This window comes from Aeromonas sp. MdU4 (assembly GCF_041929505.1).
Classification (GTDB): domain Bacteria; phylum Pseudomonadota; class Gammaproteobacteria; order Enterobacterales; family Aeromonadaceae; genus Aeromonas.
The window spans coordinates 19,687-33,800 of sequence record NZ_JBHFMW010000002.1 but is presented as its reverse complement, the minus strand read 5'-3'; the positions used below and the strand labels follow the sequence as shown (position 1 = coordinate 33,800).

Annotated in this window: 14 protein-coding genes and 3 tRNA genes; 1 reads left to right on the top strand and 16 read right to left on the bottom strand. The window is 54.8% G+C overall.

Translation table 11 applies throughout. From position 1 onward, the window contains the following. Positions 1 to 32 precede the first annotated feature (32 nt). From ACE1BR_RS01615 to ruvA, 16 genes are all read right to left on the bottom strand, one after another. Positions 33 to 108: transfer RNA gene (locus ACE1BR_RS01615), tRNA-Lys, on the bottom strand. A 24-nt stretch (positions 109 to 132) separates the two neighbouring features. Beyond that, positions 133 to 208, bottom strand: a tRNA-Val gene (locus ACE1BR_RS01610). A gap of 31 nt (positions 209 to 239) precedes the next feature. Continuing rightward, positions 240 to 315, bottom strand: a tRNA-Lys gene (locus ACE1BR_RS01605). Between the two features lie 174 nt (positions 316 to 489). Continuing rightward, positions 490 to 1,290, bottom strand: a complete 801-nt coding sequence (ybgF, locus tag ACE1BR_RS01600; protein ID WP_374867005.1) for a tol-pal system protein YbgF — start codon at positions 1,288 to 1,290, stop codon at positions 490 to 492. Positions 1,291 to 1,448: 158 nt separating this feature from the next. Then, complete coding sequence (pal, locus tag ACE1BR_RS01595) at positions 1,449 to 1,973, bottom strand: peptidoglycan-associated lipoprotein Pal (protein WP_005313284.1); 525 nt, start codon at positions 1,971 to 1,973, stop codon at positions 1,449 to 1,451. Positions 1,974 to 2,022: 49 nt separating this feature from the next. Continuing rightward, a complete protein-coding gene (gene tolB / locus ACE1BR_RS01590) occupies positions 2,023 to 3,348 on the bottom strand; it encodes a Tol-Pal system beta propeller repeat protein TolB (RefSeq protein ID WP_374867003.1) in 1,326 nt (441 codons plus the stop codon). Positions 3,349 to 3,351: 3 nt separating this feature from the next. Continuing rightward, complete coding sequence (gene tolA, locus ACE1BR_RS01585) at positions 3,352 to 4,482, bottom strand: cell envelope integrity protein TolA (protein WP_374867001.1); 1,131 nt, start codon at positions 4,480 to 4,482, stop codon at positions 3,352 to 3,354. Positions 4,483 to 4,487: 5 nt separating this feature from the next. Beyond that, positions 4,488 to 4,934, bottom strand: coding sequence for a protein TolR (tolR, locus tag ACE1BR_RS01580; protein ID WP_374866999.1), 447 nt, complete (start codon positions 4,932 to 4,934; stop codon positions 4,488 to 4,490). Further along, positions 4,934 to 5,611, bottom strand: a complete 678-nt coding sequence (gene tolQ / locus ACE1BR_RS01575; protein ID WP_213324849.1) for a protein TolQ — start codon at positions 5,609 to 5,611, stop codon at positions 4,934 to 4,936. Before tolQ ends, tolR begins: the two co-directional genes overlap by 1 nt. A gap of 1 nt (position 5,612) precedes the next feature. Further along, complete coding sequence (gene ybgC, locus ACE1BR_RS01570; protein ID WP_374866997.1) at positions 5,613 to 6,020, bottom strand: tol-pal system-associated acyl-CoA thioesterase; 408 nt, start codon at positions 6,018 to 6,020, stop codon at positions 5,613 to 5,615. Between the two features lie 105 nt (positions 6,021 to 6,125). Next, positions 6,126 to 6,437, bottom strand: coding sequence for a cyd operon YbgE family protein (locus ACE1BR_RS01565; RefSeq protein WP_374866995.1), 312 nt, complete (start codon positions 6,435 to 6,437; stop codon positions 6,126 to 6,128). Continuing rightward, the gene (cydX, locus tag ACE1BR_RS01560; RefSeq protein WP_005304933.1) at positions 6,424 to 6,540 is read right to left on the bottom strand and encodes a cytochrome bd-I oxidase subunit CydX; all 117 of its coding nucleotides are present in this window, start codon (positions 6,538 to 6,540) and stop codon (positions 6,424 to 6,426) included. Before cydX ends, ACE1BR_RS01565 begins: the two co-directional genes overlap by 14 nt. Before the next feature lie 15 nt (positions 6,541 to 6,555). Next, complete coding sequence (gene cydB, locus ACE1BR_RS01555) at positions 6,556 to 7,692, bottom strand: cytochrome d ubiquinol oxidase subunit II (protein ID WP_374866993.1); 1,137 nt, start codon at positions 7,690 to 7,692, stop codon at positions 6,556 to 6,558. A gap of 11 nt (positions 7,693 to 7,703) precedes the next feature. Then, positions 7,704 to 9,260, bottom strand: a complete 1,557-nt coding sequence (locus ACE1BR_RS01550; RefSeq protein ID WP_374866991.1) for a cytochrome ubiquinol oxidase subunit I — start codon at positions 9,258 to 9,260, stop codon at positions 7,704 to 7,706. Positions 9,261 to 10,194: 934 nt separating this feature from the next. After that, positions 10,195 to 11,205: a Holliday junction branch migration DNA helicase RuvB gene (gene ruvB / locus ACE1BR_RS01545; RefSeq protein ID WP_374866989.1), complete on the bottom strand. Its 1,011-nt coding sequence runs from the start codon at positions 11,203 to 11,205 to the stop codon at positions 10,195 to 10,197. A gap of 8 nt (positions 11,206 to 11,213) precedes the next feature. After that, entirely contained in the window at positions 11,214 to 11,828 is a 615-nt protein-coding gene (gene ruvA / locus ACE1BR_RS01540; RefSeq protein WP_374866987.1) for a Holliday junction branch migration protein RuvA, read from the bottom strand. A gap of 261 nt (positions 11,829 to 12,089) precedes the next feature. Between ruvA and ACE1BR_RS01535 the strand changes: the two genes are divergently transcribed. Further along, positions 12,090 to 14,099, top strand: a complete 2,010-nt coding sequence (locus ACE1BR_RS01535; RefSeq protein ID WP_374866985.1) for a methyl-accepting chemotaxis protein — start codon at positions 12,090 to 12,092, stop codon at positions 14,097 to 14,099. Positions 14,100 to 14,114: the final 15 nt, after the last annotated feature.

The window sequence follows — 14,114 nt, the reverse complement described above, 5'->3', positions numbered from 1 at the left end:
CTGAGCTAAACGACCTGGGATTCTTGAAATGATGGTGGGTCGTGCTGGATTCGAACCAGCGACCAATTGATTAAAAGTCAACTGCTCTACCGACTGAGCTAACGACCCATCTAAATCATTTTTATTACAAACTGGTGGTCGTTACTGGGATCGAACCAGTGACCCCCTCCTTGTAAGGGAGGTGCTCTCCCAGCTGAGCTAAACGACCTGGGAATTCTGTCTCCACCGAGTGGAGAAAATGGTGGGTCGTGCTGGATTCGAACCAGCGACCAATTGATTAAAAGTCAACTGCTCTACCGACTGAGCTAACGACCCTCACCACGACCAGTTCCGACTGCATTACTGCTTCGGCTCTGACGGCGGCCTATATTACGGATTTAAATTTCTGGTGCAACAGAAAATTCGTAATTTAAATCTGTTTGCTCACTGTACGTACAAATGTGGGCTGTTTTTACAGTAGCGTTACGAAAACAGTGACATACAGCAATGTTAAAGCTTACTCAGGCTCTGCTTCGCCAGCTGTGCTGGTGAGGTATTGGGATAACCCTTGATCACCTGCTCGTAGAACGCTTTCGCCTCAGCCTTCTTGCCATCCAGCTGTGCCAGCATCCCCAGCTTCAGCAGCGCATCTGCACGCTTGGGCGACTTGCTGTACTTGTTGGCAACGGTAGAAAACTGGGCTGCGGCGCCGGCTCTGTCACCCTTGTTGAACAGCAACTGGCCCAGCCAATAGTGTGCATTGGGGACATAGCTGGAACTGGGATACTGCTTGATGAAGCCCTGAAAAGCCGGAATGGCCTTGTCGTAGTTCTTCTCCTTGAGCACCATGTTGACCGCGGCATCGTAAGCCTGATTCTCATCCTGATTGGTTGAGTAATTGGCTGCTGCAGCCGGTGTCGATGCGGCAGGGGCCGCGGCAGCCGGAGCCGCCTGCTGGCTGCTGGCAACCTTGTCGAGCTCCTGATAGAGCTGACGCTGGCGCTCTTGCGACTGTTCCATCTGATAGGTCTGTTGCTCCAGCTGACCACGCAGCTCGGAGACCTCCCCTTGCAGGGAGTCGACCTGTTGCTGCAATTCAGCTTGCAGCCGCAGACGGGCATTGAGGGTACGCTCCAGCAGGGCGACCCGATCTTCCAGGCTACCGGTGGGCACGATGGCGCCGTTGTTGCCGCTCAGGACAACCCCGCCACCCGAGTCACCGCCCAGATCGCTGACAGGAGCCGCCGCCTGCGCATTCAGAGCAACCAATACGGCCAGCGCAACAACAGCTTGCTTGTACACAGATTTCATTCGGATCAAACCTTAGCGTTTAGTGCAAATAAAACGGCCAGCGCCATAGTCGCTCGCTTATACAGATTTCATTCGGATCAAACCTTGGCGTTTAGTGCAAATAAAACGGCCATCGAAATGGCCGCTTGCATATAAACGAACTTCGTTCGGTTCAAACCTTAGTAAACCAGAACCGCGCGGCGGTTTTTGGCAAAGGCATCCTCGGTGTGGGACAGATCCAGCGGCTTCTCTTCGCCATAGCTGACGATGGAGAGCTGCTCGGCCTGCACACCCAGGGTTTGCAGATACTTGGCAACGGCCTTGGCACGACGCTCGCCCAGAGCGATGTTGTACTCCGGAGTACCGCGCTCATCGGCGTGACCTTCGATCAGAACTTTCACGCTCGGACGCTCGCGCAGGTAGCTGGCGTGGGCATCCAGCAGATCAGCGTACTGACCCTGAATGTCGTAACCGTCGAACGGGAAGTAAATGACGTTGTCACGCTGCAGCGCTTCGAACTTCTGACGCATCTGCTCTTCCGGGGACAACATACCGTTGGCGCCGCCGGTTTGTACACCGCCCATGCCGTCAGTCATACCTGATTCAGCGCCAGCAGCGTCAGAATCAGAAGAAGAGCTACAAGCGGCCAGGGTGAACAGTGGCAGTGCGATGGCCAGACCCTTGAGCAGTTTATTGAGTTGCATGCTATTTCCTTAAACCTTTATAACAAAACAAAAAACAATCGAATTTTTATCAATTCAAGAAGGGCGACCAAGCTGGTGCACGAATTTCACCGCTACTGGTCGGAAGCACAGCCTTGAAGCGACCGTCGGTCGATACCAACGCCAGGCTCTTGCGACCTTGATAGATGGTGGCATAAATGATCATGCTGCCATTGGGAGCCACACTTGGCGACTCATCCAGTGCGCTCTGGGTAAGGACCAGCTGGGCATTGTTTTCCATGTCCTGACGGGCGATGCGATATTGCCCCTGAACACGGGTCACCATCACCATGATTTTGCCATCAGGAGTAATGGATGCACCCTGGTTGGATTCCCCTTCCCAAGTCATACGGCGAGTCATACCAGTCGCCAAATTTACGCTATAAATCTGGGGTTTGCCACCACGTTCAGAGGTGAACAATAAATTTTGCCCATCCGGCATCCAGGAGGGTTCGGTGTCGATTACCCGGCTAGTGGTGACGCGGGTCAGCTGCTTGCTAGCGACATCAACCACATAGAGGTTCGGTGAACCATCTTTGGAGAGAACGATAGCCAGACGACGACCATCTGGCGACCACTCCGGCGCCCCGTTAATTCCACGGAAACTGGTGATCAAACTGCGCTGCTGGGTGTAGATGTCCTGGACATAAATCTCGGACTTCTGGTTCTCGAAGCTCACGTAGGCCAGCTTGCTGCCATCCGGCGACCAGGCCGGAGACATCAGCGGCTCACGGGAGCGCAGCAGGGTCTTCTCGTTGTAACCGTCGTAGTCAGAGATCCGCAGTTGGTACGGGAATTGGGTTCCTTGCTGGACGGAAACATAAGCCAAACGGGTCAGGAAAGCACCACGCTCGCCAGTCAGACGCTCATAGACGATGTCAGAGATGCGGTGGGCAAACTGGCGCATCTGGGCACCCGGGATGGTCGCCATGCGGCTATCCAGGATGTAACCGTTGCTCTCGCCACCTTGCGCCTTGGCCAACTGGCCTTTCAGCACATCGACCAGCTCGAAGTTGATCTTGTAGGTGCCGTCACCGACTGCCGAAATGGAACCCACCACCACGGCTTCAACCCCTTGGGAGGCCCAGGGCGCGAAGTTGATCTCGCTGCTGCTGCTCGGCGTCTGTGGCATCTGGCTGCGCGCCAGCGGCTTGAACTTGCCGCTGCGCATCAGGTCATTGGAGACCACTTCCGCGATATCCTGCGGCAACTGGCCATTGCCTTCCCACTTGAAGGGGGCTACGGCAACGGGACGGGCGCTATCAATACCGCCAGTAATGACGATATCGAGGGCTGCATGGGCACTCTGGCCCAGCAGCAAACAACCAACCAAAGCAAAAAACACTTTTCTGATCATGGCTTAAATACTCGGTTCCAATTTGAGGTTAAATTCCTTCAACATCTCGAATGCCGCAGGATCCTTCGGCACCGGCAACTGATTGGCCTTCAACACGGCCGCTTTGCCAGAACGGCATACCGCCGGGTCACCCTGGCCGTTATCCACCGAAATGACGAAGCCGGAGCTCGCAAGACGTACGCCGATAGTACATGTTTTGCCCCGCATGGTGGGATCCAAAATCATATATCGCTCAACAGTGGCCTTGATGAGAGCCGCATACTTGTCGACCTCACCCTGTGCTGCTGCCGATGCAGCCTGACTGCGGGCATTGGCCTCAGCCGACAGCTGCTGCTGCATCATCTCTTCCATCTCTTTTTGCAGCTTGGCCTGCTCGGCCGCCTTACGCTTGCGTTCAGCCGCGATCTTGGCCTGTTTATCGGCCTCGGCCTTGGCTTTCTTCTCTGCGTCAGCTTTTGCCTTTTTATCGGCCTCTTCCTTGGCCTTCTTCTCGGCGTCGGCTTTGGCTTTCTTCTCGGCTTCCGCCTTGGCTTTTTTCTCTGCTTCAGCTTTGGCCTTCTTGTCGGCTTCCGCTTTCTTGGCCTTGGCCTCTTCGGCTTTAGCCTTCTCTTCAGCCTGTTTTTTCTCCAGCTCTTTCTTTTTCTTCAGCGCGAGTGCCTTGGCATCTTCCGCGGCTTTACGCTCGGCTTCTGCCTTCTTGGTCTTCTGCTCTTCCAGCTTGCGGGCTTCCTCGGCTTTCTGGGCCTTCTCTTCCGCCTGCTTCTGCTCGGCCACTTTCTTCTGCTTCTCGACTTCGGCCTTGCGGGTCGCCTCTTCAGCCTGCTTGCGCTTGGTTTCAGCGATACGTAGCTGTTCCTGCTGCTGGGCTAGCTGACGCTTGGCAAGATCCGTGTCTTCTTTGTCCTTCTCTTTCTCTGTCTTCTGCGGCTTGGGCTGCGATTTCTGCTGCTGGATCTGCTTGGCCTGCTCGTTGAGGAAATCCTCGTCGAGCATGACGGCATTGACGATCTGCCCCTTCGACTCAGGCCGTTTCGGCTTGCTGAAATCGAGTCCGACAAACAGGATGATGCCGATGATCAGGTGCAGCAGAAACGACGCGATGAGATAACCGGAAATACCACGCTTCACATCCATCTCCGTTAGTTCACCGGATCTGTCATCAGGCCAACCTGAGGCACACCCGCTTTCTTGAGGGCCACCATCAACAGGATCACCTCTTCGTAGCGCACGGCCTTGTCACCCGCGACCACCACGGGAGCATTCTGGTTGATGGCCAGATAGCCCATCGCTTTTTCGGTGATGTATTGCTGCATCGCCTCTGGCGTACCGCTTGGTACCGGCTCATCCTCAGCTTCACCAGCCTTGATGACATACTCGCCTTCGGTATTGACGCTGACAATAAAGGGCGGCTTGGCATCTTCCGGCAACTGCTCGGATTCAGCCTGTGGCAGATCCACCTTGACCCCTTGCGTGATCACCGGCGTGACCGCCATAAAGATGATAAGCAGCACCAGCATGACGTCGATATAGGGAACCACGTTGATCTCGGCCACCTTCTTGCGCCGGATCCGCTGATAGGTTTGCATTACTGATCACCCTGCTGCTGTGCAATTTGACGGTTCAGAATGGTGGTGAACTCATCCATGAAGTTGGCGTAGGCGTTCTCCAGCCGCTCGACCTTGTTGGAGAAGCGGTTGTAGAAGATAACCGCCGGGATCGCGGCAAACAGACCCATAGCGGTGGCGATCAGCGCTTCCGCGATACCCGGTGCCACCATCTGCAGGGTGGCCTGCTGCACCTGACCCAAGGCGATAAAAGCGTTCATGATGCCCCATACGGTACCGAACAGACCGATATAGGGGCTGATGGATCCGATGGTCGCCAGCACCGGCAGGTTGGATTCCAGATCATCCACCGCACGGGAGAGAGAAACGCGCATGGCACGGTAGGTACCATCCATCACCGCATCCTGACCACGGGCACCGGCCTTGAGCAAGCGGGCATACTCCTTGAAGCCGGAGTAGAAGATATCTTCCATGCCTTCGATATCATCGCGGCGGGAAGAGGACTCCTGATAGAGGCGATTGAGATCGACCCCTGACCAAAAGCGATCTTCAAACTGTTCCGATGCGAGATTGGCAGCCTTGATCGCCTTGGAGCGCTGGATAATCAGCGCCCAGGAGACAATAGACATGCTCATCAGGGTCATCATGACCAGTTTTACCAACAGGCTGGCTTGCCAAAACAGGCCAATAAACGAAATTTCAGCGTGCACTTAACAGCACTCCCTTGATTTTTTCAGGTATAGCTACAGGTTTCATTTGCGGATGACTGACACAGGCTATCTGTACCATGGCCTGAGTGACGAGTCGTCCATCAGCCGCCAGGATCTGCTGCGAAAAACGCATGGATGCGCGTTTCACTTCAATCACTTGCGTTAACACATTCAATAGTTCATTAAAACGGGCCGCCGAGCGGAAATCGATCTCTGTTCGACTCACCACGAAGGCGTATCCCTCCTGCAACAAGAGGTCCTGTTCGACCCCTTTGGCACGAAGAAACTCGGTGCGAGCGCGTTCCATAAACTTGAGATAATTGGCGTTGTAGACGATGCCCCCGGCGTCGGTATCTTCGTAGTAGACACGCACCGGAAACTCAAAGACTTCCCCCATAACAATCTGTGATCCATTCGACAGTCAGATGGGGGGCTATCATAGCGCAGGGCTGAATAGGAAAGAAGCAGGGGGAGGCAGGGAAATCCTGCCTCCCCCCGTTTTTTATGAAAGGAAATATGAATGTGTCAGCCAAAGGCCATACAACAAACTGGGCCAGGCGAGCCAGGGATTGAACAGGATCCGCCCGAACACGCTTTTCAAATGAAAGCCGAGCCCGGTCAGTACACCGCAACAGACCGCCCACATTAGCCAGGGAGCAAGCCAGTGGCCATGCTCGCTGGTGTTGGCGGCGATCAGATTGGGGGCCTGTAAAATAGCGACGGCCAACAAGGCCGCCGCGAGTAACATCAACCCCTGCCATGGCTGGCGCTCCAGTGGAGCGGCCAGCCTGGCGAGTCGATCACTTGTTTTCATCGATCTGACGATCCATGTTTTCGGTGTGTTCCAACCACAGCGCATTGATGATGCCAAATGCACAGGCCAGCAGCAGACCCAGGATCCAGGTGAAATACCACATTATCAGGGCTCCTTCTTAGTAGGCCGAATGTTGGTTATCTTCGATGTGCTTGTTGGTCACCCGGCCAAACATCTTGATGTAAGTCCACAGGGTATAAGCCAGCACAATCGGTACGAAGATAGCTGCGGCAACCGTCATCACCTGCAGGGTGTTGAAGGAGGCAGTGGTATCCCACATGGTCAGGCTCTGTGACGGCTCAAGGCTTGAGGGCATCACGAACGGGAACATGGAGAAACCGGCAGTCAGGATCACGCCCGCCATCGCCAGGGAGGAGGTAGTGAACGCCAACCAGCCTTTGTTCAGCTTGGCAAACAGAGCGGTCAGCAGGCTCATGGCCAGACCCAGCACAGGGGCTGCCACCATCCACGGGTAGAGGGTGTAGTTATTCATCCAGGCACCAGCCTGTTGCACCACTTCCTTGCCCAGCGGGTTGGAGACCGCATCGTTGGCCGCAGCCTTGACGATGACATAACCTTCCATGCCGCTTACCCACCAGCCCGCAACAGCGAACAGCACAAACAACAGCAGTGAGCTGCCGATGGCGGCGGTGCGGGAGCGAGCCAGCACTTCACCCTCGGTCTTCATCATCAGCCAGGTCGCACCCTGAGCCAGGAACATACTGAGGCTGACAATACCGGCCAGCAGGCCGAACGGGTTGAGCAGACCGAAGAAGTTACCGTGATAGGTAGACATCAGGAACTGGTTGAATTCGAACGGCACACCCTGCAGCAGGTTACCGAACGCAACGCCGAATACGATGGGCGGAACCGCACCACCGATAAACAGGCACCAGTCCCAGTTGTTGCGCCATCTCGGGCTCTCCAGCTTGGAACGGTAGTCAAAACCGACCGGACGGAAGAACAACGCCATCAGAGTCAGGATCATCGCCACGTAGAAACCGGAGAACGCAGTTGCGTAAACCAGCGGCCATGCTGCGAACAGGGCGCCACCCGCGGTGATCAGCCACACCTGGTTGCCATCCCAGTGGGGAGCAATGGAGTTGATCATGACGCGACGTTCAATGTCTTTTTTGCCGACGAACGGGAGCAGTGCGCCTACCCCCATGTCGAAGCCGTCAGTGATGGCGAAACCAATCAGCAGCACGCCGACCAGCACCCACCAGATGACACGCAGAGTTTCGTAATCAAACATGGTCACTCTCCTTATGCCTTGAGCTGTTCGAAGTGATACTTGCCGGTCTTCAGACTGCTAGGACCAAGACGGGCAAACTTGAACATCAGGTACATCTCGATCACCAGCAGCACGGTGTAGAACAGGCAGATGCCGATCAGAGAGAACCAGATTTCAGCCGCAGGCACGTTGGAAGCCGAGACCGAGGTCGGCAGTACTTCCGCGATGGTCCAGGGTTGACGACCATACTCGGCCACAAACCAACCTGCTTCGATAGCGATCCACGGCAGCGGGATACCCCACAGCAGACCCTTGAGCAGCCACTTGCGCTCACCGATGCGGTGACGGGCACTGTCATAGAAGGCCATACCGATCAGCACCAGCATCAACATACCGACGGCGACCATGATGCGGAAAGCGAAGAACAGCGGCAGAACCTGCGGGATAGAGTCATCCACGGCGGCCTTGACCTGATCATCAGTGGCATCGGTCACGTTGCTGGTATAGCGCTTGAGCAGCAGACCATAGCCCAGATCCTGTTTCACTTCGTCGAAGCGAGCACGAGTCTCGTCAGACTTGTCACCGGATTGCAGCTTGGTCAGCAAGTCGTAAGCGGTCATACCGTTGCGTACGCGCAGTTCGTGCTCAACCTTCAGATCCTTGAGACCGGTAACCTGAGTATCAAGCGAACGAGTCGCAATAATGCCCATGGCATAGGGGATCTTGATGGCGTAATCGGTGCGCATCTCTTCCTGGTTCGGAATACCGAACAGGGTGAACGCAGCCGGAGCCGGTTCGGTCTCCCACTCAGCTTCGATGGCAGCCAGTTTCACCTTCTGAACTTCACCGGTCTCATAACCGGATTCGTCACCGAGTATCAGCACAGAGAGGATGGAGGCCATACCAAATGCGGCCGCGATGGCGAAGGAGCGACGGGCGAAGGCCACATCACGATTCTTCAGCAGATAGTAGGAGGAGATACCCAGCACAAACATGGCGCCACAGGTATAGCCAGCCGCCACAGTGTGGACGAACTTGACCTGCGCAACCGGGTTGAACACCAGATCAGCAAAGCTCACCATCTCCATCCGCATGGATTCGAAGTTGAACTCGGCCCCGACCGGGTTCTGCATCCAGCCGTTAGCGACCAGGATCCAGAGGGCGGAGAGGTTGGTACCCAGCGCCATCAACCAGGTCGCAACCAGGTGTTGATGCTTGCTCAGGCGATCCCAGCCAAAGAAGAACATACCGACGAAGGTGGACTCCAGGAAGAAGGCCATCAGCCCTTCGATGGCCAACGGGGCCCCGAAGATATCGCCGACATAGTGGGAGTAGTAAGCCCAGTTAGTCCCGAACTGGAACTCCATGGTCAAACCGGTAGTCACCCCAAGGGCGAAGTTAATGGCGAACAACTTACCCCAGAACTTGGTCATATCCTTGTAGACGGGGTTGTTGGTCATTACATAGACAGATTCCATGATCGCCAGAATGAAGGTCATTCCCAGCGTCAGGGGGACAAACAAGAAGTGATAAAGGGCCGTCGCAGCGAACTGGAACCGCGATAGGTCGACCACATGCTCAGCAATCATGATGTTTCCTCACCGATTATTGGCACGGCTATTTTAAGTTTTAAGGACAAAGCTTCCGTTGGGGGTTATCGAACAGGTCCCGCTGTAACACAAAACAACGAAGCCACGTCAACAACGACCAATATTAACAACAAGGCAATGCATGAGAACAAAGAAAGCTAATGTTTAACATTTATAAAACAACCAGCTGGAATTTATTCTCGCCCATGATGACCATGGTTTTATATCACCTTTATTTGATTGAAATCAATGTAAAAGGGCAGTCAATACATGGCTTTAAAAGGCATTTTTAATCTATTTCACGATTAATGACGCGAGCCCGATCACAAAATACAACAAAGCGTAAAATATTGATTTAAATCAATTTAAGAATTTAACATCCAACCAGCCATTTAAATTTTAAATAGCTGGATAAGGGCCCTTTTCACACATTATCCAAGACCACCCGCCTGACCCAAAAACTCAATTTAAACCTGCAATAAATGCATACTCATGCGAACCAATTTCATCAACAAAGACATTAGATAAACTAATTAGAAAATTGTAATTTTTCTTGTTTGCCCGAGCTGGTTCGAACTCCTACAATGCGCCTCGCAGTGAGGGCATACCCTTGGATACAGGCCGGTTAATCTGGGTTCACGGTACGTATTCGACGATCAATTTGAACCTGTCTATTGGAATCGAAGATGAAAAAGTTTGTTGCTAAAACCATCCGTTACTACAAGCTTTCCTTTGTTCAGCTCTATCAACTGAACCGACTCTGAGAGCTCGCGACGGCTCACCTGTTTATTTTCCGGTCTGTGTCCAGACGCACTCACTGTCTGTGAACATCCATCCTGAATTGTCTTTGCCCACAGCATTCGCCGTGGGCTTTTTTTTGCCCGGACAATAAAAAACCGCCTTTGACGGCGGTTTCACATTCAAACGACTGTTTTTACTTCTCATCTGGTCGCTGAAGACCGAAATGAGCATAGGCTCGTGTAGTGGCAATCCGTCCTCTGGGTGTACGTTGCAAATACCCCTGCTGGATCAGATAAGGCTCCAGTACATCTTCGATAGTATCTTTCTCTTCCCCGATCGCCGCAGCCAGATTATCAAGACCCACCGGGCCCCCCATAAACTTGTCTATCACAGCCAACAATAACTTGCGGTCCATGAAGTCAAATCCTTCATTATCGACGTCCAGCATGTCCATGGCACGTGCTGCGATGGGACCGTCGATCCGGCCATCGGATTTCACCTGAGCAAAATCACGGACTCGCCTTAACAAACGGTTAGCAATCCGCGGCGTCCCACGAGAACGCCGAGCGACCTCAATGGCTCCGTCTTCCGTCATCTCCAGACCCAGACAACGGGCACTGCGCGAAACAATGTCGGTCAGATCCTTGACGTTGTAGAACTCCAGCCGCTGGACGATACCAAAGCGATCCCGCAATGGACTGGTCAGAGAACCAGCCCGGGTTGTCGCGCCAATCAGGGTAAAGGGGGGCAAATCCAGCTTGATGGAGCGGGCTGCAGGCCCCTCCCCAATCATGATGTCGAGCTGGTAATCCTCCATTGCCGGATAGAGCACCTCTTCCACCACCGGACTGAGACGGTGGATCTCGTCGATGAACAATACATCGTTGGGTTCAAGGTTGGTGAGCAGCGCGGCGAGATCCCCTGCTTTTTCCAGCACCGGGCCAGAGGTGGTCTTGATATTGACCCCCATCTCGTTGGCAACGATGTTGGCGAGAGTGGTCTTGCCCAGACCGGGCGGGCCAAAGATCAGCAGGTGATCGAGCGCCTCACCCCGCTGACGCGCCGCTTCGATAAAGATCTCCATCTGTTCGCAAACGGTATCCTGACCGGTGTAGTCAGCCAACTTCTTGGGACGAATGGCCCGGTCGATAATCTCATCCTCTCGCGCGGCACTGGCCGAGATGAGGCGGTCTGCTTCAATCATCAACTACCTCACACCAGGCTACGCAGGGATTCACGGATGATCTCTTCCACCGACATCCCCTCTTTCGCAATCTTGCTGACAATCTGGCTCGCCTGCTGCGGCTTGTAACCAAGGGCCACCAGCGCACTGGCCGCCTCTTCGGTCACATCCGGCGCACGCAATTCGGGCTCACTGGCTGGCAATGTGACCATGGCCGGAGAGAAGAGGTCGTGACTGACCCAGCCCTTGAGGCGATCTTTCATCTCGACCACCAGCCGCTCGGCGGTCTTCTTGCCAACCCCTGGCAACTTGACCAGCGAACTGATCTCTTCCCGCTCAACGCTGATAACGAACTGGCTGGCAGTCATGCCGGAGAGAATCGCCAGCGCCAGCTTGGGGCCCACGCCGTTGGTCTTGATCAGCTCGCGGAACAACGCCCGCTCCTGTTTGTGGTTAAACCCATAGAGCAGTTGGGCATCTTCACGCACCACAAAATGGGTATGGATGGTCGCCTCCTTGCCGATCTCCGGCAAGTCATAGAAGCAGCTCATCGGCATATGTACCTCGTAGCCCACCCCGCCTACTTCCAGTAAAACCTCGGGGGGCTGCTTTTCAATGACAATGCCTCGCAAGCGACCAATCACGGCTCTCTCCTCACCAATACAACAATTCGTAAATTGGCTCATAGCATAAAGAATAACTGGATAAGTATCCAGCATAGGCCCCGAGACAAGGAGTGGTCAGAGCGGCTTTTTATGCAATTAGTCACCATGCTTGATCCCGTGCATCCAGTGCACGGGATATTCCGGCACCAAACAGGGCTATGAGCGGAACATAAGCCACTAAACTCAATCCGTTCGGATCCAAAACATTGTGCCAATGTCGACACCAAGGAAGGCCATCACATGAAAATAGTTACTACCTCCAATCTGGGTCTTGCCATCTTGCTCAGTTGCACGCTGGGGATGGGGGTCGTGGGCTGGTATGGCAGCCAGCGACTGGCTGATCTGCTCTCCTACGTACTGGGCGCGGCCTGGCAAACAGCAGATGGCGCCATGGAAGGCTCTATCGAACTGGGGCATCAGCAACTTCATATCCAAAAGATGCTCAACGGTATCCCGCTCGACAACGGCAAGTTGAATGAAGCAAAAGAGGCCACTGCGGATGCACTGCAACGCGTTGTGCAGGGAAACCTGATCAATCCGCCAGCCATCACCGCAATGACCCGGCAACAGCAGGACTATCAGCAACAGCAAGACACCTTGCTGACGCTCTATCGCAGCTATACCGATATAGACCAATCCCTGCGTGATAATGCCGACCGCCTGGCACGGCTCTCGGCCCAACTGGAAGTGGTCGGGGATGGGGCCGTAGAGACACTGACCCAGTCGCCAGATCAGCCCATCAGCTGGAACGGCGGACTGGCAACCCGCTGGGAAGCCGCCGACGGCGGTATGGAAGCCAATATCGGCTTTTTACGACAACTCTATGCGCTGGAGAAGATGCGCAGACAGGGCATTTCGGATGCCATCAAGGGCGAATTGCAAGACGCCAGCGAATTCTATGAAGGCGCTGTGGCCCGGATGCTGGCAACCGGTCTGTTCGATGTAGACGGCAGCGGTGAATTCAGCGGCCATACTCTGGCAAGCCAATACCGTGAACTGTTGGCACGCCACAAACAGTTGCTGGGCAACTGGTTGACAGCCCTTGCCAACTACCAGGCCCAGCAAACCATCTATGAAAAGAGCGCGGATGGGCTGCAACAGCAGCTGATCGATGTCGAAGCCCAGGGCGATGCCACCGTGGAAGATCAGGTGGCACAGCTCAACACCATCATCAGCCATACCAATACCCAGCTGCTCGGTGGTCTGCTAGTAAGCCTGATGATCGTCGCTCTCTGCGGCCTCTGGCTGACCCGCAAGCTGGTGACCCCGCTGCTGCAGGTGGATAAACGGATGCAGGACATTGCAGCGGGTGAGGGTGATCTCAACGCGCGCATCAACCTGCAACGGGACGACGAAATTGGATCGCTGGCCAACAGCGTGGATCGCTTCATCGAAAAACTGCAGAAGATGATCAGCTCCACCATGGATAACAACCAGCACATCAGCGAACACGTTCACACCTCGGTCAATCGGGTCGAAGCCATTAGCCAGAGCAGTCGACAGACTGCCGAGCATGCGTTGGCCCTGCACCAAGACAGCGAGCAGATGGTGCAAGTTGCCACCGGTATCTCGGACAACTGCAGCATGGCGGCCCAAAATGCCAACGAGGTACGCCAACTGACGACCGAAAGCAGCCAGTACGTCTCATCCGCCAGTGCGGGCATGCAGCGGGTGGTACTGGAGGTAGGTGAATGTGCCATCGCCATCAACTCGCTCAAGGAGCAGGCCGGGCAGATTGGCCAGATTATATCCACCATCAGCGGTATCTCGGAGCAGACCAACCTGCTGGCCCTCAATGCGGCCATCGAGGCCGCACGTGCCGGTGAAATGGGGCGCGGCTTTGCGGTAGTCGCTGATGAAGTGCGTACCCTGGCCAACCGCACAGCAGCCTCCAGCGCCGAGATAAGCCAGGTAATCAATACGATTCAGCAGCAGACCGAAACGGCCTATCTGATGATGCAGCGCAACCTGAAGACCGTGGAGTCCGGCATGCAGGATTCCGAGAATACCAAACAGATCCTGTTCAAGGTGGAGGGTGCCATCGATCAGCTGGCCGACATGGTGCAGCAGGTGGCCGTAGCTACCGGCCAACTGTCACACACCCTGAGCAACTCTTCCGACAAGGTATCAGGCATCAGCTTGCAAGCCCGAACCGGTGAGCAGAAGGCGCAGGAGTGCCTGCAACTCGCCTCCTCCCTCCACCAGGCCAGCCTGCTGCAACAACGCCTGCTCTCCCAGTTCAGGGTCTGAACCCCTTCAATAGCA